Below are 16,572 nucleotides of genomic sequence, written 5' to 3' on the forward strand. Positions count from 1 at the left end.
CGGCTGGCGGGCAGCACCCCGAACCTGGGTGCTGCCCGCCGATGGCTTGTCGTCTGACTTGTCGTGCGGCTTGTCGCTTGTCTTGTCGCCTTGCTTGTCTTGTCGCTTGTCGCCTCGCAGGTCACAAGCCGTTTCCGACCTCCACCACACCCCGAGGACGGGTGTTCGTGTGGGGCAGGTGACAGGCGACAAGCGCTACTCGCCCGAGGGCGGCCCGGGGGTGTGGTCGCGGTGGACGTAGCGGGCTTTGGTGCCCTCCCCGACCCGCACCGCGGTGCCGTCCTCAGCCCACGCCTTGAGCCATCCCACGACCGTCTGCCGGGTCGTGCCGTACTCGTCCGCAAGCGCGCGGGCGATCGCGGACGCCCCGGTGCCGTCCGGCCCGGCCGCGAGGAGCACGGCGAGCGCGGCCCGCTGCGCGGGACTGTCCTCCTGCTCCTTGCGCAGCGCCGACAGGTTCAACCCTGACGCGGGCGGCGGCGCGCTCGGGTCGGGGGCGGTGGCGAACTGGGCGTCGATCTCCTCACGGAACCGGCGCAACAGGTCATCGTCCCCACCCGCCTGCCTGGCCCGGTCGGTGCGGTGGGCGGACAGGTTCAACCCACCCCCAGCACAGGGCGCGGATTGCTCGGGGCCGGTCGTATCGGGGGTGAGGTCGCGCATCCACGCGGTGCGCTCCGCGTCCCACCGCCGCGCGTAGTCCGCACCGGCCGCGTTCACCGACACCGCGTCCAGCCGCGGACGCCGGTCGCTGGTGGCGACGGTGATGTCGCGGATCTGGCTCGGTTTGATCCGCCACGCCTTGAACAGCGCCCCGGGGGACTCCGGGGTGCCCATGAACCCGGCGCCCTTGAAAGGCGCCTGATCCACCCGCAAGCCCCGGCGGCCGGGGAACATCTTCGACAGGTCCATGCCCTCGGTCTCGCCACCGGTCAGGGCAACCTTCACCTTGGCCTCACGCCGGATCATCAGGTTCCCCAGCACACTGCCAGTCGCCCCGAGCGCGGTGATGATCGTGCGTCCGCCCATGGAGCGGTGCATGCGGATGAACTCCAAGATGCGCTTCGCGAGTTCCTTCATCCGCCGGTCAGTGGACACCAGGATCTCCGCGCCCTCGTCGATGACCAGCATGATCTGCGGAATCTTCGCGCTCACCGGCAACAGGTCGGTGTCGTGCTTGGCCATCAGCTCCTGGTAGCCGCGCTTGCGGGCCAGGCCGATGGCGATCGCCGCATCGAGCAGCTTCAACGCCTCCTCATACGTGCCGGCCAGCCAGTCCACACCGGGCTGCACCGGATTCCCGTCCGCCTGCTTCAGCTCGCCTGCGAGGGCGGGACGTACCCAGGGCAGGCCGGCCGATCCAGCGTTCAGGTCGATCACCCAGGTGAGGACGTCTTCGGCGCGGGCGAGTCCGGCCAGGATCGTGTGGAGCATGTTCGTCTTGCCCGATCCGGTCGGCCCGACCACGAGCGCGCACTGTTCGCGCAGGTAGGCGAGCACGTCGTCACCGTTGGTGCGAAAACCCCAGGGGATGCCGGTCAGGATCGACAGCGGCGTGTAATCCGTGGGGTACTCGCGCGCTTCGGCGAGGACATTGCGGGTGGTGACGTCCACGATCGCCCGGCCCTGGTGGGCGCCGGGGCCTACCGCGGCGGTGCAGCCGTGCGGCAGCTTCGCATCAGCGGACAGGGCCGCGGCGTACTGGGCGATGCGGTCGTAGGTGATGCCGCCCTGCGGTTCGAGATCGAGGGAGTAGCCGTTGCCGGTCTCCCACATCTCCACCGCCAGCACACGCACGGTGATGTTGCAGATCCGGCGGATCCGCTCCACCCACTCCGCAGCGATCTGACGCCGCTCCGCGCTCATCTCCTGCGCGACCTGGCGCCGCTCCGCGGCCAGGGCCTCTTCCTCGCGGGCCTCTTCGTACAGGGCGACGGATCGCGCGCCGGCACCCATGCCGACACCGATCGTGGCCAGCGATCCAAGGGCGGCCCAGGAAAGGGGCCCGGTGGCCATGGCCCACGTGGTCCACCCGGCTCCGACCAGCCACGATGCGGCCTTGAAGGCGAGGGTGCGGCCCGCGTTGCGGACCTTCAGCCCGGCCACGGTGTGACCGAGGGCTCCGGCCGCGCCGACCGCCATGGCCCACATGGGGGGCATGCCGGTGGCGGCGCCGGTGGTGGCGATGGCCAGGGCTCCGGTGGTCGCGGACAGGGCGCCGGTCACGGGTCCGTGACCGGCGCTCCAGTCCAGCACCGGGCCACTGTCCGCCTGCCTCTTCTTCTTGTTTGCGGCAGTGGTGGCGGTCATGTCAGACGTTCCAGCCCTTCTCGGCTTCCGGGCCGTTGCGGGGGTCCTCGTGACGGGCGATGTCCTGCTCGTGGGCCTGGCGGAACAGCGGCCCCATGTCCTCTGCGACCGCGACCGCGGACATCAGGGCGCCGAAGATGTCGTTGAAGCCGTCCGCGACTTCCTTCTCCAGCGGGAACTCACTGTCGGCGCGCTCGGCGAGGGTCTTCATCACGTTCGCGACGCTGGTCAGCGCGGCGGGGAGCCCCTCGACCATGGCGAGGATCTCCATGGCGTCCTCGGGGTCATAGGACTGGGCGGCCTGCTCCATCTCTGCGGCGTGCTCTTCGAACTGGAACCCGGACACGTGCTCTCCCTCACTGGTTGATGACGTGTGATCGCTGCTGTTCGGGACGGGCCCGGCCGGGCGCTCCACCCGGTCCCCGAGCCCTTCCGTGGTCTCCTTGGCGGCTTCCTCATCCGCCGTGTCTTCCTCGTCCGCCTGTGCGGCGCGGATGGCCTTGTCCCGCTCGCCGCGCTGCTCAGCGGCCTTGATGGCCAGATGCCGGAACAGCCACCGCCCGGGGTGCTGGAGCCACTCCCACCCGAGCTTGCGCCCGAGCGGAGTGGTCAGGCAGCCCAGCAGCCCGACCGGCAGGGCGAGCAGTGCGGCGAGCAGACGACGCCCGTGGAACCGTGCCGCGGAGCGACGCAGCGCCTTCCGTGCGGCCTGCCGGGCAGGCGCTTTCCGCACGCTCGACCGCCCGGCGGATACCTTCCGCGCGGTGGCCGCATCCCGACGCGCCCGCTGCTTGGCAATGGCCGCTTGCTTCACTGCACGCGCCTTCCGGCCTGCACCATTGAGCATCCGTCCCGCCACACCACCCGACCGCCCCCGCGCCCTGCCGGCACCGGGCCTGTTCGTGCCAGCCTTGGGCTTGCTCGGCTTCGGGGTGTTGCGGCGAGCATCAGCTATGGCGCGCCGGGCCGCGGACGTCTGCTCCCGCTTCTGCGCGCGGGAGCTCCCAGTCTGCTTCTGCGCCTTACGCAGTGCCTTGACCTGCCCCGCCTTGGACAGCGCACCCGAAGCAGCGCCGCTGCTCTTGAGCCCGGCGGGCTTGTTCAGGGAGACCGGAGCGCGGTGCTTGCCCGCCCCGGAGCGGCCTTGACCAGCCCCGCCGCGCCCCGAACCGGGGCCCGGTCCGCGCCGCTTCTGACCGTGCACCTTTCCCGGTCCGCCAGCGGTACGACCACCGGCTGAACCGGCCTTCCGGCCAGCCGTACTGACTCCGGCGGAACGGTGGCGGGCAGCCTGTTGGCGGGCCGCGGTACGCGCGGCGGCCCGGCGCGCGGCCTGCCTCGGACGCGGATTGCGACTGCGGTAAGAGGCGAGGGAGCCGAACACGACCATGCCGGTGGCGGCGACCGCCGCGGCGATCGGCCCGCCGGTTAGACCGGCCGCGGCGATCGTGGAGACGGTCGCGTTCGCACCCGATAGGGCCAGCGGCGCGACCGGCCAACCCCCGGGCGTGTGCTCCACGCCCGATTCGGGCGGCGTCTTCGTGCTCTGCTCGGGTGTCGTGGGCGGTTCGGGCGGCGGGGTCGGGGCCGCCGGGGCGGCTACCGGTTCTGTGCTGACTTCGGTCATGCTGAAGGCACTCCCTTCGGGAGCAAAGAGGGGCCCGACCAGTGCTGTGGAGGCGTGTGGTCGGGCCCTGTGGATTTCAGGCAGCGCGCTGTTCCTCAAGGTGGATGCAGGTTCCGCACATGCCGGCCGAACGTGGGATGCGGTAGCCGACGTCCAGGCGGCAGTTCGCGCAGACCTGCTGGGCGGCGTGCGCCTTGCCGAGTGCCGCCCACTTGGCGGGGGTCATCGGCCGCACCGGCAGAGCGCGGTCGATCCGGTAGAGGTAGGCGACCAGCGGGCCCCGGCGGCGCCGGGGACGTTCGAGCTGTGCGGCGACGCCTTGGCCCCCTGGTCGTAGTCCGAGGGCGCGGAGTTGGCGGTAGGTGGCGTAGCCGTCCGGGGCGAGCCGCCACCGGTAGACGGGCAGGGTGCTCACGGGGTGCTGCCGAGGGGAAGCGGCTGGATACGCCACAGAACCTCGCAGGCTGCAGGCTGCGCGGCGCCCGGTGTGTGGGCGGTCCACCCGGAGCGGGGCGCCCCCTCAGCCTCCGCCGCCAGCTCCGCCCCCTCCATGCTGGGGTGCAGGCTGTGCAGATGCCCGCGATGGAAGAGCACGTAGACGCGATCTGTCGAAGCGCGCTGCTTGCGGGTGATGCGCAGCAGCGTGCGGAGTGCTTGCCGGTCCTCGGTGTCCAACAGCGACTGCGCCCGCAAAGCGTTCAGCTCACCCTCAAGGCGAGCCATGTCGGCCGCTGCGCGGGCGAGTGCTGCATGCAGTTCCTCAACGACGGTCTCCGCCGCCCGGATCGCGGAGTCTGTGGCCAGCTCGGCCTCATGGCGGTGCTGCTCGGTTTCGTTGCGCGCGGCAGCGCTCTCGTTCTCCGCCTCCGCCAGGCTGGTTCGCAGGGTGTTCAGGGTGCGGGTACGGACCAGGGTGATCATGCGGAAGCCCCCTCAAGGACGGTGCTCTTCGCCGGGTTGGGGTCGCGCAGTTCCTGGTAGCGGGTGGAGACCCAGCCGACCGACCAGCCGCACAGATCAACGGCTGTGCGCACGGGCAGGCCCTCACCGAACGCCGCCTTCACGATCTGGCGGGCACGCTCCTCGGGGAGCTTCTCGTTCACCGGCCCACCGGCCAGGAGCGCGGCGCGTTCACGGCGTTCACGCTCGGCCCGCTCCTGCTCCTGCCGGCGCGCCTGCGCCTCACGCTCCAGCCGCTCTGCCTCACGGCGCTGTTCAGCAGCGTGTTCCAGGCGTTCACGGTCTTGCTGCTGCTGTTCACGCTCGTGTTCACGGCGTTCACGAGCCTCCCGCTCCACCCGGGCCGCCTCTTCCGTCCGGGCGGTCTCCTCGCGGCGCCGGGCATCCTCACGCTCAGCCTGTTCACGGGTGAGGCGGGCTTCATGTTCACGCTGTTCACGCGCCAGCATCGCCGTGTGCTCCCGCTCCTCACGCGCCTCAGCACGGGCCCGCTCGGCACGGTCTCGGGCCGCCTGCTCCCGCCGCTCCCGCTCCGCCCGCTGCTTGGCATCCAGCGCGACCAGCGCGGCAGCGATGGCGCGACGGTAGGCGAGTCCGGTCTCAGCGGTGACGATCAGCAGCAGTGGCGCGACCGAGTGAACCGCGACCCCGACCAGGTCTTTCTTCAAGGCGGAGTCGGCCACGTTCAGCGCCCAGGTCATCAGGCCGGTCATCCAGCGCAGCACGATCGGCCACCGGCCGCCGTGCCCGCCCAGACGGGCCAGGACGTCATCGAGCTTGACCACGATGACCACCGCCGCGTCCACCACCAGGGGCAGGATCGGAGCCGTCCACGCCCACTCGTCCGGGGTATGCCGGGCCGCCAGCGGCGTGACGGTGAGGATCGAATAGAGCATCGCCCCCGCCACGATCGTCCACGTCCCCACCGACAGCGCACGCTCCGCTGAACGGATCTGAACACTGTTCACCGGCCGACCTCCGACAGCGCTCGCGCCGCCACGGACACGGGGATGTCGGCGTAGCTGATCAGCCGCAGCCGCGCCCCGGCGAAGGCGACGTGAACGTCCAGGACCCCGGTCTGACCGTCACCTTGAACACGGTGAACAACATCGTCCGGGGGAACAGCCAAGGCTTCTCGCCACGCCTCGAAGTCGGCGTGACCGTCGTAGAACGACAGCGTCAACTGATCCGGGTAGACCGTCGACACGGCCACGGACGGCGCGGGCAGATGCCCGCACTCCGTAGAGAGCAGCCGAAGCGCCACCAGCGGCGCCGACAGGTCCGCGAGAGTCTGCGCGCTCACGCCGCCTCCCCACACGCACCGCGGTTGGCCAGCGCCGCGCGGGCGGCCAGCACCCGGTTGCGGGCACGGCGGACCCGCCGCACATCCAACGGCGACGGCTCCCGGTCCAGGGTCGTGATCTGCGCGTCCAACAACTCGACCTCCGCCACGATCAGCGGCATCTCCCGCTCGATCGCATCCAGCTCCGCGGCCGTAGGCTCGCAGTCGATCCGCTCGGCGGTAACAACCGCCTGAACAGCAACGATGTGCTTCATGAGTCGTGTCTCCCTAGCAGGTGGACGGCTCGAAGCGGTCCCGGTGGTAGGACACCGGGGCCGCGCGCCGTTGGGTGGGTCGGTCGTGGGCTACGAGCGACCACGGCGACCCGACACCCGCCAGCCGGAACGGCGATGGGATGTCGGGCACCGTGAGCGCTGGTACAGGTTCGGATCTCCTGTTTCGCACGACGCTGCTCGACCCGGGGAGGTCCGAAATCCCGGATGTCGTCGCAGTTTCAAGGTGTGCCGTGCGGTTCTTAGAGCCGATGGCGTTCCCGGTTAGGGGTGTGGGCCCGGGTGTGACGCGGGCCGTTTCTCGGTCGGCTGGTCTCCACTCGCCTCGGCCGGGTTGGTCACGGCCGAGATGCTGCGGTGGATCACGCTGTTGAGTTGTTGAGCGGCGCGCCCGTCGCACGGGCACGCTGAGAACCGCGATCGAGCCGAAGCTAGATGCAGTACCTCTATTACAGGTACTGCATCGAGTTCCGTCAAGCTTGCTGGCGGACTCTCCGTGCTTCGCGCCGGGACTTCTTGGCGCACCATCAGAATCGATGCAGGTAGGGGGCGTTGTTTACCCCGCTCGTGGACACCTTGGGGAGATCTCAGTACCGTCAGGAAGTCCCTAGACGTCCCACCGGGGGTTGAGATGTCCAACGAGCGCTTACGGTCGGCCCTCTTGGCGCAGGGCATGACCGTTCAGGACCTGGCGGACGCGATCGAGGTCAACCCGAAGACCGTCGAACGCTGGATCACCCAGGGGAAGGTCCCGTACCGGAGGCACCAATACGCGACAGCGTCACTGCTCAAGGTTGATGTAACGACGCTGTGGGAGGACTCCCGCACGGTCGAAAGCGCATCGGACCTGAGCAAGGCCGAGATTGTCACGGTCTACCCGCACCGGCACATGGTGCCCGCTGGCCTGTGGCGCGAGATCTACGGGCGGGCCCAGGCGCACGTAGACGTTCTCGTCTACTCCGGCCTGTGGCTGTCAGAGGACCCACTCTTCCACGACCTGCTCAAGGCGAAGGTGCAGGCCAATGCCCAGGTGCGCATCCTGCTCGGCGACCCAGGCTGCGCAGCCGTCAAGCAGCGCGGCATAGACGAAGGTCACCAGATCATGGATGGCAAGATTCGCAACGCCCTGATGAACTACCGGCCGCTGTTTGCCAGTCACCCGGACATCGGCTTCCGGCTTCATGACGCGACGCTCTACAACTCGCTGTTCCGGGCCGATGACGAGATGTTGGTGAACACTCACGTCTACGGCATTGGCGCGTACCTGGCCCCGGTCCTGCACCTCCGGCGCCTGCCGGGCGGCGGCCTCTTCGACACGTACGCGAATAGCATCGAACAGACCTGGGGAGGCGCGCGCCAGGTGACGGATCACGACCTGACGGGAGTCTGACCATGGGACGCATTGACTATTTGCACGACCCTGACGCCCCGCCGGCTAATTCGGTAGTGCCGTCCGTCGTCGCGTTCGTCCAGAACGACGCGGGCGAGGTACTGGTGATCCAAAGGTCCGACAACGGCCGGTGGGCCCTCCCCGGCGGCGGACACGACGTAGGGGAGTCCATCAGTGACACGGTCGTGCGTGAAGTCTGGGAAGAGACTGGAATCAAGGCCGAAGTCATCGACATGTCCGGGATCTACACCGACCCCGGACACGTGATGCTGTACGACGACGGCGAGGCGCGGCAGCAGTTCAGCATCTGCTTTCGGGCCCGGCCGGTCGGCGGTGACGTGCGTACGAGCAGCGAGACGACACAGGTCCGCTGGGTTGACCCAGCGGACCTGGCCGAACTCGACATCCACCCGACGATGCGCCTGCGCATCGAGCACGCCATGGACCGGACGCGCGCGGTCCCCTATATCGGCTGACGTTTCGCGGCGGCAACCCGCTCCAGCACGCGGGCGGTGCTGGCCAGGATCTCCGGTTCGGCGCGGCGGATGAACGTGCCGATCAGGCTGTCCGGCCCGTATCGCCCAGCGATCTCGTTCACGCGGTCCACCGGGCTGGTAGGGGTCCCGTCCGGCGTGGTGTTCATGTCGCAGTAGCAGAGCGCGTCCCCGAGGTGCGGGCGCTCGCGGGGAAACTCGCTCTCCAGCTCGTCGCGCAGTCCCCGCGCCTCAGCCTCCATCCACGCACACGAGTGGTGAGCCACCAGCCGGATCACCCGCACGTCCGCATCGGTGTGATCCCGCAGATACCGGGCACCGTCCAGCGGATGAAAACCGGTCTTGGCAAGGTCCGGTGAGTACCCGATGTCATGGAGTACCGCCGCAGCCTCCAACAGCTCGGCATCCTCCCCCAGGATGAGAGCGATGGTTCGCGCTCGCTCGGCCACCCCGAGCGAGTGTTTCCACCGCCGCGGCAGAGGTTCGGCCAGTAGCGACTCGGCGAGGGGGTACGCCCGCTCTGTCAGTCCGGGTGTGCTCACAGCTTCGACCCCTCCTCCCTTTTCGGCACTGCCAGCACAGTGCGCTGCTTTCCTTGCCGCGTCGCTGAGAGCAGCCCCGCGGTCTCGAGTTTGTCCAGCGCCTTGGCCACGGTCGGCCGGGAGACCCCAAAACGGGTGGCGAGCGCCGATGCACTGGGGAACGACTCCCCTACAGCGATGCCGTCCGTCGTGATCACCTCGGCAAGCTGCTCAGCCAGCGGGCGGCGGTCGATGCTGTGTCCTTCTCTGATCACGCGCCACGGGCCCCCGGGCACCGGTTCGGCCACCCCCTCCTCCCTGAGCACGTTGAAGGCCCGGAGCACCACGCCGCGGGAGACCCCGTACCGCTCCATGAGCGTCGCCAGAGTCGGCAGTTCCGTCATCTCAGGCTCTGCCTCGATCTCTGCCTTAACGGCACCCGCGATCTTCACAAAGGTTCCCCGAGGGCTGGTCTGCTGCGACACTCGCTCTCCCTCTCCATCTGCCGTCGTCTGTCGTCAAGACTCCCATGGCCTTCTACAAAGGGTGACAGCCAGAGCAGGGGCCCCGGCGTAGCAGCGTGCCGCTCCAGCGAGGGTGCGGCGACACGCATCGCTCGACCTCGCGGCCATCCTCCGGCCAACTTTGGTCGGACGACGCGCACCGGGACACCTGGGGCGCAGGTCAAAGCCTATTTCGCCGCTCAGAACCGGCTGGTCTTGAAAACCGTCGTGGCAGCGATGTCACCGTGGGTTCAAATCCCACACCCACCGCACGCAGGTCAGCGTAGATGCTGGTCAGAAGGGGTGCCCCGGTTCCGGGGCGCCCCTTTCCCATGGGCTTGTCTCACCGTGATCCGCCTCTGTCACGTCGTTGATCAGTGTCTGTGGACCAGGCATGGACCAAGATCCGGCTCGCGGAAGACGAGAAAGCGCAGGTCACGATCATCGCTGTGGGCCATGTGTGGGCCAGGTCCCCGACAACGCGAAGGCGCCACCTCTCAAGCCTGCCCGAGTTGCCGGGCAGCGTACGGCCCCCTGAACATGCCCGACCCCAATCCGAACAGGACACCGGCCAAAGCCACTCCGGCAGGCCGCGTGGATCAGCGCGCCTGCCAGAGGGAACGGTCATAGCGCGCGGTGGATGGAGTGCGAGAGCCCCGCTGCTACGCCTGTGTGGTGTGCGTGAAGCCGAGAGAGGTGAGTCCTTCGGCTTGGCACAGGTTGTCGGAAGGGCCGCCGATTTCGGTCTGAAGGAGTTGGTAGAAGGCGCCGTGGGATTGGCCCCAGTGCATGGCGGCTCGCCACAGGGCACGGCCCAGGCCCAGTCCTCGGGATTCGGGCAGTACGGCGAAGTACTGGGGCAGGAGTTGGGGGCGCCCGATGGCGTCGGGGCGTACTTCCATGGGGCCGATCGCGCCCACAATGCGGTCTTCGAAGGCTGCCGCGAGGACGGGGCCGCACTGCCGGGCTTGCATCCGGGTGTGGAGGAAGGCCAGTCCATCAGCGGCCATGGCGGTGGCGAAGGGAGCGAAGGTCTCCTGCACGGCGGTCGGCCAGTCGGTGATGGCGCGCACCGGCCCGCCGGGGTCGGGGCAGTGGGTGGTGAAGTCCTTCAGATGGATGCGGTTGCCCCGCGGGCGGTCGATCTCGGGACCGAGGGGGCGCACGACCCGCGCATTGACCACGTCGTGCACGGCGGCGAGCTTCACGGCCAGTTCGGCCGCCTCGTCCACAGTGCTGTCATGGCGCCCGTAGGCGAAGACCTTGACGGTGCCGCGTCCGCGCCGGTTCAGGGTGGGAATGAGGGTGTGATCGTGTTGGTGCACCACATCGCCGCGCAGAACCGCCTCCTCCTTCTCACCGCCCCAGCGGTGGTCCTTGTCGTAGGTGAGGAAATCCCCGGTGACGGCCGCTCGCAGGATGTCCTCGAAGACGTCGACTGTCAGTGCATCGGGGTGGACGGGACCGAGGGTTGGCACGACCGGCGCGGTCAGTACGGGCCGGAGCCAGTCCCAGCGGAAGAACATGAGCGGCACCCTAGCGGTCGGCCGGGCAGGGCTCAGGCCCCGACGCGAACGCGCCAGGGCCTGAGCGGAACCGACCGGATGCGTCGGTCAGTGGGGGTTGTCGTCACCGGCGTCGCAGGAGCACTCCGCGCTCTCCACGATGTCGTCCAGATCCAGCACGGCGGTTACCGAGTGGGCGGCGACGGGTGGCGCCGCACGACGGGCCGAGGTCGGCGGACCGGGCAGAAGGTTCACCAGTACGGGCGGGGTCATGACGCTTTCTCCTTGTCTCCGTGTTGGCAGTAGCTGTGCAGCGGCGCCTTGGCTTCCTGGTAGTGCTTGGCCAGGGGGCGGCAGACCCGGCAGGTGCCGGACAGGGCGCAGCCCTCGCACCCACCGGTGCGAAGCATGAGGCGGTCGGCGATGGCGCCGAGCCGGGTGAGGCCGTCGATGCCTTCGGTCATGAGGTCGATCTGGTCGTCGCGGCCGACCTTGCAGATCGAGACCTTGGCTGCGGGTCGGCGTGGAAGAAGGTGTGTCCCGCGTTGCAGCCGGCGAACGGCTTGCGCTGCCGCAGGTGGGCGGCGGACTGGGCAAGGAGCGGTTCGCCGCCGCCGTAGATCGTGGGCGTCATATTCGTGTACGCGTGGTTCTCGACGTTCCACTCGTTGGCGAGGGCGGCCATTTCGTCGGCCTCGGAGGCGTTGTCCTCGGTCACCACGACGTTGATGCGCAGCGGCAGGCCCGCCTCGCGGGCGGCGTCCATGCCGCGCCGGAACGCCTTCCACGAGCCACGGCGCTGGGTGAGCGTGTCGAAGGACTCCTCGCTCGCCCCGTACATGCTGACGACCAGCCGGTAGGGCGGGCAGTCGTGGAAGAGCTTGAGGAGGTCGGGCCGCCAGAGCAGCGAGCCGTTGGTGGAGATGGTGAGCATCATCCCGGCCTGCCAGGCGTACCGGTAAGCACCCTGGAAGTGCGGGTCCATGGTGGGCTCGCCACCGTTGATCTGGAGCCAGAGGACTCCTGCCTCGCGCATGATGTCCAGCAGCCGCACCTTGTCCTCCCAGCCGAGCCCGGAGAAGGGCCGCTCGCCGAGGTAGCAGTGCTTGCAGCCGAAGTTGCAGCCGAGGTTGATCTCCCAGGAGGCGCGGCAGTAGCCGTACGGGGACGGTTCGCGAACCAGCACCGTGCTCTGGGCGGGTCGGCCGCTCAGGTCGAGGCCCCACACGTCGGCGGCGATGCGTGCCGCCCAGGCAGGCAGCGCCTCACCACGGGCGGCAGCGTGTCGGATGCCCTCGTAGTGGTCGGCGGGGATGCGTGCCCCGGCTCGCGCTCCGGGCCTGAGGAGCAGGTGCCCGTCGAGGAACGGGGATGCGATCAGAGCGTGGATCATGAGCTGCTGTCCTTCCGGATCATCGAAGGCGACGGCAAGCGTGCGCCCTGGTAGCCGACACGGCAGTAGATCTCGCCGAGTCCGTTGCAGGTGCCGCAGCTCTTGCCGGACGAGTCGGCGCCGCTTCCTCCGCAGTCCGCACAGCTCTCGTTGCGCGGGGGACGGGGCCGGGGGCGCCAGGTCAGGGTGGTCGGATTGGCGATCATCTGGTGCACGGGATCTCCGCCACGGCGTCCTGCCAGGTGTGTTGGTCGGCGTGGTCGGCGAACAGGCAGCAGCCCTCTCTGCCAGGCCCCGGGCTGACCACCGGGCAATCCGCGAACACGATCAGCTCCACCTCGGTCGCTCCTCGCCAGCGGAGCCACAATGCGGTCCCGTACTCGCCGAGGTCATCGAGAAGGCCGAAGTGCTCACCATCGCTGTGCGTGGCCAACTGGCGCTGCACAGCCCTGTCGACACATTCCGCAGCCCATCTCTCCCGCGCTTCCCGCACCAGGAGCAGCGGCACCCTGCGCCAGCGCGTGCACCGCATCACGACTTCGCCCGAGAGGGCGCCCCGGAGCGCTGGGGGCGGCCCGTGCACCGCGGGCACTTGCCGGTGGGAAGCGGCCGGGATCATCCGGGAACACCGGGTCGTCGCTCGCGCGTACCTCCGCGAGAGGCCCCCATGTCCGGCCGGAGTCACGGGAGACCCCGAGTGACATGAGGACTCTCTGTTCAGTGTTCGGGCTCTGCGTCCGTGCATTACCGTCCGGCTCGCCCGCCAGAGTCTCGTCTCTCGTCACCATGACCGAACTCCTCTGTGATCCCGATGCTCGTCCGGGGCAACATCCAGGAAAGCGCCGGGAGTCGAAGGTCTCCACGGCATCCATGCGGCAGGCTTGACGCAGATCCGTGCGCGCGAGCCGAGGGGCCAGAAGGCACGGGAAGGGATCGTCATGGGACTGGCGGAGCGGCGCAGGACCCTGGGTTACAGTCAGGAGAAGTTGGCCGAGTTACTTGGCGTGGACCGCACAACGGTCGGACGCTGGGAGAGCGGCAAGATCGCACCGCAGCCGCTCCAGAGACCAGGCTTGGCCGCCGCCCTTGAAGTCAGCCTCCACGAGTTGGACGACCTCCTTCGACCGCCAAGCGCCGAAGGCCGGGACGTCGCAGGGCAGGAGTCCAGCTACCCGAGCGCGGGAGACCCCGACGAGATGATCCGCCGTGAATTCCTCCGCGTCCTCAGCGTCACCTCGTCCGGTGCGCTCGGCGCCCGTAAGTTGATCGGCTCTGGCGGCTGGAACGCCATGGCCAACCTCATCGCGGTAGGCGACTTCTCCGGCGACGGGCGTCCCGATCTCGCCGCCGTGACCAACGACAAATACGTGATCGACGGCTTCCGGGGCCACTTCGGCTGGCTGGTCACCTACCGGGGGCTGGGTAACGGCCTGCTGGCGAGCGGTGAGCGGACCGATGGTGAGTGGTGGGGCCTCAACGGCTTCTGCTGAGCCCGTACGCGCGGACGGGAACGGGGTCGGGCGCGTACGGGTCCGGCCCCTCCGAAGGCGGTTCGCCAGTCGGCATCCCGCGCCGGTCAGGCGCTCTCGGTACGGCGACCATGAGGGCCCGGTGGTCCCCGTGGCCGGCGGTGCTGCTGCGTGCACCGCGATGAGGACGGGGCAACCGGACGGGATCTACCGCCCGGGTTGCTCCGGAGACGGGTCGAGGGCGGCCCTGCCGGGGTAGTCCGAGTCCTCGTGGGCCACCGGGAGGGGCCGGTGGCCTTCGGACCAGTGGTTGACCCAGCCGCAGACGGGGCATGCGTAGCGGCCGTCGATGCCGAACACCTCGGTGCCGCAGCGCTTGCAGTCGGTGCGGGTGATCTCTGCGCCGGTCTCGTCGGTGTCGAGGACGGGACCGGGGAGCCGTCCGGTCATGCGCGTGACTGTACCGGTGCGGGGGCCGGGCTGTGCCGGTACATCACTGTTCGACGGTCAGCGCCCAGCGGGCCGTGGTCGGAGCTGTGATCCGGATTGCGCCCTCCTTGGCGCTCGCCTCGTTCGTGTGGAACTCGTTGTACTGGCCGGTCACCTTGTCGCCGCAGGACAGTCCGAAGCTGAGGCCGATGGGTGCGACGGAGACGGTGAGGGGACCCTTGCCCCGGCAACTGATGTGGACGCCGATCCTGCCGGCATCTGTCGGCTTCAGCGGCAGGACGGCATTGCCGGCGCGCGAGGCGACCTGGATGACGGCCCTGCCGCTGAAGGGCGCGGGTGCCTCCGTGATGGTCTCGCCGGTCGAGTCAGCCGCTTGCGACGCGGCCGCGTCGCTCTTCGGGGGCGCGCTCGCCGTAGGCGGTTCCGCCGCTCTGCCGTCGTTGTCGGTACAGCCGACCGCGCCCCCTGCCAACGCGGCGATCAGCAGGCCCGCGGCGGTCAGGCGTGAAGCGGTCCCGGCGGACGTTCCCATGTGAAGCTCCCCCTGCATGCCCAAGTCGGTGTGTCAGGAGCGAAAATAGAGCCCACGGCTGACCACGCCACAGAGGAACCGGGCATTCCTGAGCAACTTCTGAGGTGCTCGCACCGCCCGCTCAGGAGTAGGTCATCGGGCAGCCATGGCGCAGGGTGTACTGAGCGGCTCGCCGACGCAGCGCGACATGGAATGCCGCGTCCAGGTCCGCACCCCATGGCCTGGCTTGGCGGCGGCCAGACTCCCGGCCGCGCCGTCCGTGCGCCAGGCCGTCAGAGCCAGGTGAGTGCCCGGCACCGGGATGTCCGGTGGCAGGGCTATGGCGGACGCCAGCCGTTCCATGCACGCCGGTATCCGGGGTGCTCCCACGATCAGGGTCCTGCCGTCCATGTCGTTCGCGATCGGCAGCACGATCTCCGGATCGAGGGAGAGCGGCATCAGCAACGTCCAGTCGCCGACCATGTGTCTCTCCCGGGACGGCAGGTGCTGCGCACACAGCGCGTTGAATCCGTCCATGGGTGGGCTGAGCTTCTCCTCGAAGCCCAGGGGCTCCCGTCCGGGCGGGGCGCGTACCGCGGCAGCCCCCGTCGTGCCGGCTCATCGTCCAGAGCCGACGCGACCTCGGCCCGTCCGCCTTCCTGATCGCCGGACCACTCCTGCGCGCCGAGGTCATACAGACAGCCACCCATGGCCGCAATGCAGGGCGGGTCTCTGACATCCGGCGCTGCCCGCGGGCGTGGGCGAATCGCCGCCGTACGGGGGAGGCGGCTTCAGGATCCGACTGGGTGTGCCGATGACAGGGATGGCGGACAACAAGGACGCACCAGGATCCGCGTTGGCGAACGGGTGAGGTGAAACCGCACGTCAGCACGGTGATCGAGACGTGTGTACGAGTAAGTGGCGTCGGTGGCTGTTACAAAAATCCAGGTCGTTCAGAGGTGGCGTGGAATAAGCCATTTGGGTGACTCGGCAGCTTTTGGCAACCGCTTGTTGTTGATTGATCAACGGGTCGATGTAGTGCACAGTGAACCCGCGGTAATGGGCCGTTCGAAATCGGTGCCGGATGCAGGCGAGAGTTACGGAGATGTCCGGTTTTCGTCATGAGGGTCGATTTGGTGGAAGTTGTCACCGCTCGTCGGCCAGAGTTTGGGCCCTCGGCACCAGCCGGGATCCTGATCCCCCTCAACAGCCCTGAACGGGGCTTTGCGGGCACGTTCTTGAGAGGGCCCCTCATGTCTGCTTCTCGCACCACCCGTCGTATCGTCGCCACCGTCCTCGCGTCCGGCGCGCTCGTCGCCGCGGCGGCTCTGCCCGCGGCGGCCGATGTGCACCACCGCGGCGGCCGTGTTGGCGACCTTGTCGACCTCGCCCGGCAGTACGACCGCGGCCACGGTGGGCACAACAACGGCCGGGGTCACGACCGTGGCCGGGGCCACGACGACCGCCGTTCCCCGATCGTCATCGGCGAGGTCCGGCACGACGGATTCGGTCGTGACAACCGTTCCAACCGTGCCCTGAACTCCGAGTGGGTCGAGGTGAGGAACATCGGCCGGGCGCCGGTGAACCTGCGCGGCTACACGATCTCCGACCGGGACGGCAACACCTACCGGTTCCGCAACCTGCGTCTCGCTGGAGGTTCGAGCGTCAAGGTCCACACCGGGCGGGGCTTCGACAGCCACCGCGATGTCTACCAGGACCGTAGCCGCCAGGTCTGGAACGCGCGCGACACCGCCACGCTCCGCAACGACCGCGGCCGTGTCATCGACCAGGAGTCCTGGGGCCGGGGCCGTGGCCGCTGAACATCGGATTTCCGAGCCGTCGGATTCCTGAAGCGCTGAACTGC

Annotated in this window: 20 protein-coding genes and 1 pseudogene; 4 read left to right on the forward strand and 17 right to left on the reverse strand. The window is 69.0% G+C overall.

Annotated elements, in window-relative coordinates:
* Positions 1 to 195: 195 nt before the first annotated feature.
* The 7 genes from V1460_RS01285 to V1460_RS01315 form a co-directional block, all read right to left on the reverse strand.
* Positions 196 to 2,310 carry an FtsK/SpoIIIE domain-containing protein gene (locus V1460_RS01285; RefSeq protein ID WP_338671604.1) on the reverse strand — a complete coding sequence of 705 codons (2,115 nt, stop codon included), beginning with the start codon at positions 2,308 to 2,310 and terminating at the stop codon, positions 196 to 198.
* A 1-nt stretch (position 2,311) separates the two neighbouring features.
* Positions 2,312 to 3,937 (reverse strand): hypothetical protein, encoded by a 1,626-nt coding sequence (locus V1460_RS01290; protein ID WP_338671605.1) that lies wholly within the window; start codon positions 3,935 to 3,937, stop codon positions 2,312 to 2,314.
* 76 nt (positions 3,938 to 4,013) lie between these two features.
* Positions 4,014 to 4,352, reverse strand: coding sequence for an RRQRL motif-containing zinc-binding protein (locus tag V1460_RS01295; protein ID WP_338671606.1), 339 nt, complete (start codon positions 4,350 to 4,352; stop codon positions 4,014 to 4,016).
* Entirely contained in the window at positions 4,349 to 4,858 is a 510-nt protein-coding gene (locus V1460_RS01300; RefSeq protein ID WP_338671607.1) for a hypothetical protein, read from the reverse strand. Before V1460_RS01300 ends, V1460_RS01295 begins: the two co-directional genes overlap by 4 nt.
* Positions 4,855 to 5,865, reverse strand: a complete 1,011-nt coding sequence (locus V1460_RS01305; RefSeq protein ID WP_338671608.1) for a DUF2637 domain-containing protein — start codon at positions 5,863 to 5,865, stop codon at positions 4,855 to 4,857. The genes V1460_RS01300 and V1460_RS01305 overlap by 4 nt, the downstream gene beginning before the upstream one ends.
* The gene (locus V1460_RS01310) at positions 5,862 to 6,200 is read right to left on the reverse strand and encodes a hypothetical protein (protein WP_338671609.1); all 339 of its coding nucleotides are present in this window, start codon (positions 6,198 to 6,200) and stop codon (positions 5,862 to 5,864) included. Before V1460_RS01310 ends, V1460_RS01305 begins: the two co-directional genes overlap by 4 nt.
* Entirely contained in the window at positions 6,197 to 6,454 is a 258-nt protein-coding gene (locus tag V1460_RS01315) for a DUF6284 family protein (RefSeq protein WP_338671611.1), read from the reverse strand. The genes V1460_RS01310 and V1460_RS01315 overlap by 4 nt, the downstream gene beginning before the upstream one ends.
* Before the next feature lie 649 nt (positions 6,455 to 7,103).
* On the opposite strand from V1460_RS01315, the gene V1460_RS01320 reads away from it, so the two are divergent.
* Both V1460_RS01320 and V1460_RS01325 read left to right on the forward strand, forming a co-directional pair.
* Complete coding sequence (locus tag V1460_RS01320; protein WP_338671613.1) at positions 7,104 to 7,862, forward strand: helix-turn-helix transcriptional regulator; 759 nt, start codon at positions 7,104 to 7,106, stop codon at positions 7,860 to 7,862.
* Between the two features lie 2 nt (positions 7,863 to 7,864).
* A complete protein-coding gene (locus V1460_RS01325; RefSeq protein ID WP_338671615.1) occupies positions 7,865 to 8,338 on the forward strand; it encodes an NUDIX domain-containing protein in 474 nt (157 codons plus the stop codon).
* Here the strand turns inward: V1460_RS01325 and V1460_RS01330 are convergent.
* From V1460_RS01330 to V1460_RS01360, 7 genes and pseudogenes are all read right to left on the reverse strand, one after another.
* Positions 8,326 to 8,898, reverse strand: a complete 573-nt coding sequence (locus V1460_RS01330) for an HD domain-containing protein (RefSeq protein ID WP_338671616.1) — start codon at positions 8,896 to 8,898, stop codon at positions 8,326 to 8,328. The two genes, V1460_RS01325 and V1460_RS01330, sit on opposite strands and share 13 nt — an antisense overlap.
* Complete coding sequence (locus V1460_RS01335) at positions 8,895 to 9,362, reverse strand: GntR family transcriptional regulator (RefSeq protein ID WP_338671617.1); 468 nt, start codon at positions 9,360 to 9,362, stop codon at positions 8,895 to 8,897. Before V1460_RS01335 ends, V1460_RS01330 begins: the two co-directional genes overlap by 4 nt.
* A 680-nt stretch (positions 9,363 to 10,042) precedes the next feature.
* Entirely contained in the window at positions 10,043 to 10,906 is an 864-nt protein-coding gene (locus tag V1460_RS01340; RefSeq protein ID WP_338671618.1) for a GNAT family N-acetyltransferase, read from the reverse strand.
* Between the two features lie 87 nt (positions 10,907 to 10,993).
* Positions 10,994 to 11,158, reverse strand: coding sequence for a hypothetical protein (locus V1460_RS01345; RefSeq protein ID WP_338671619.1), 165 nt, complete (start codon positions 11,156 to 11,158; stop codon positions 10,994 to 10,996).
* Positions 11,155 to 12,278: pseudogene (locus V1460_RS01350) on the reverse strand (radical SAM protein). The gene V1460_RS01345 and the pseudogene V1460_RS01350 overlap by 4 nt, the downstream one beginning before the upstream one ends.
* The gene (locus V1460_RS01355) at positions 12,275 to 12,484 is read right to left on the reverse strand and encodes a hypothetical protein (protein ID WP_338677850.1); all 210 of its coding nucleotides are present in this window, start codon (positions 12,482 to 12,484) and stop codon (positions 12,275 to 12,277) included. Before V1460_RS01355 ends, V1460_RS01350 begins: the two are co-directional and overlap by 4 nt.
* The gene (locus V1460_RS01360; RefSeq protein WP_338671620.1) at positions 12,481 to 12,723 is read right to left on the reverse strand and encodes a hypothetical protein; all 243 of its coding nucleotides are present in this window, start codon (positions 12,721 to 12,723) and stop codon (positions 12,481 to 12,483) included. The genes V1460_RS01355 and V1460_RS01360 overlap by 4 nt, the downstream gene beginning before the upstream one ends.
* Positions 12,724 to 13,159: 436 nt before the next feature.
* Between V1460_RS01360 and V1460_RS01365 the strand changes: the two genes are divergently transcribed.
* Complete coding sequence (locus V1460_RS01365) at positions 13,160 to 13,768, forward strand: helix-turn-helix transcriptional regulator (protein WP_338671621.1); 609 nt, start codon at positions 13,160 to 13,162, stop codon at positions 13,766 to 13,768.
* Between the two features lie 186 nt (positions 13,769 to 13,954).
* On the opposite strand, the gene V1460_RS01370 is transcribed toward V1460_RS01365, so the two are convergent.
* The 3 genes from V1460_RS01370 to V1460_RS01380 form a co-directional block, all read right to left on the reverse strand.
* On the reverse strand, positions 13,955 to 14,197 hold the full coding sequence (locus tag V1460_RS01370; RefSeq protein WP_338671622.1) for a hypothetical protein: 243 nt from the start codon (positions 14,195 to 14,197) through the stop codon (positions 13,955 to 13,957).
* A gap of 43 nt (positions 14,198 to 14,240) precedes the next feature.
* Positions 14,241 to 14,729: a hypothetical protein gene (locus V1460_RS01375; protein WP_338671623.1), complete on the reverse strand. Its 489-nt coding sequence runs from the start codon at positions 14,727 to 14,729 to the stop codon at positions 14,241 to 14,243.
* Positions 14,730 to 14,861: 132 nt separating this feature from the next.
* Entirely contained in the window at positions 14,862 to 15,245 is a 384-nt protein-coding gene (locus V1460_RS01380; protein WP_338671624.1) for a hypothetical protein, read from the reverse strand.
* A 716-nt stretch (positions 15,246 to 15,961) separates the two neighbouring features.
* Between V1460_RS01380 and V1460_RS01385 the strand changes: the two genes are divergently transcribed.
* Positions 15,962 to 16,528: a lamin tail domain-containing protein gene (locus V1460_RS01385; RefSeq protein ID WP_338671625.1), complete on the forward strand. Its 567-nt coding sequence runs from the start codon at positions 15,962 to 15,964 to the stop codon at positions 16,526 to 16,528.
* Positions 16,529 to 16,572: the final 44 nt, after the last annotated feature.

Source organism: Streptomyces sp. SCSIO 30461, assembly GCF_037023745.1.
In the GTDB taxonomy this organism is placed as follows: Bacteria; Actinomycetota; Actinomycetes; order Streptomycetales; family Streptomycetaceae; genus Streptomyces.

What these genes read in the sequence shown, in the direction of transcription:
- V1460_RS01285 (WP_338671604.1), bottom strand. Translation starts at nt 2,310, where the DNA reads ATGACCGCCACCACTGCCGCAAACAAGAAGAAGAGGCAGGCGGACAGT.
- V1460_RS01290 (WP_338671605.1), bottom strand. Translation starts at nt 3,937, where the DNA reads ATGACCGAAGTCAGCACAGAACCGGTAGCCGCCCCGGCGGCCCCGACC.
- V1460_RS01300 (WP_338671607.1), bottom strand. Translation starts at nt 4,858, where the DNA reads ATGATCACCCTGGTCCGTACCCGCACCCTGAACACCCTGCGAACCAGC.
- V1460_RS01315 (WP_338671611.1), bottom strand. Translation starts at nt 6,454, where the DNA reads ATGAAGCACATCGTTGCTGTTCAGGCGGTTGTTACCGCCGAGCGGATC.
- V1460_RS01320 (WP_338671613.1), top strand. Translation starts at nt 7,104, where the DNA reads ATGTCCAACGAGCGCTTACGGTCGGCCCTCTTGGCGCAGGGCATGACC.
- V1460_RS01325 (WP_338671615.1), top strand. Translation starts at nt 7,865, where the DNA reads ATGGGACGCATTGACTATTTGCACGACCCTGACGCCCCGCCGGCTAAT.
- V1460_RS01340 (WP_338671618.1), bottom strand. Translation starts at nt 10,906, where the DNA reads ATGTTCTTCCGCTGGGACTGGCTCCGGCCCGTACTGACCGCGCCGGTC.
- V1460_RS01345 (WP_338671619.1), bottom strand. Translation starts at nt 11,158, where the DNA reads ATGACCCCGCCCGTACTGGTGAACCTTCTGCCCGGTCCGCCGACCTCG.
- V1460_RS01355 (WP_338677850.1), bottom strand. Translation starts at nt 12,484, where the DNA reads ATGATCGCCAATCCGACCACCCTGACCTGGCGCCCCCGGCCCCGTCCC.
- V1460_RS01370 (WP_338671622.1), bottom strand. Translation starts at nt 14,197, where the DNA reads ATGACCGGACGGCTCCCCGGTCCCGTCCTCGACACCGACGAGACCGGC.
- V1460_RS01375 (WP_338671623.1), bottom strand. Translation starts at nt 14,729, where the DNA reads ATGGGAACGTCCGCCGGGACCGCTTCACGCCTGACCGCCGCGGGCCTG.
- V1460_RS01380 (WP_338671624.1), bottom strand. Translation starts at nt 15,245, where the DNA reads ATGGACGGATTCAACGCGCTGTGTGCGCAGCACCTGCCGTCCCGGGAG.
- V1460_RS01385 (WP_338671625.1), top strand. Translation starts at nt 15,962, where the DNA reads ATGTCTGCTTCTCGCACCACCCGTCGTATCGTCGCCACCGTCCTCGCG.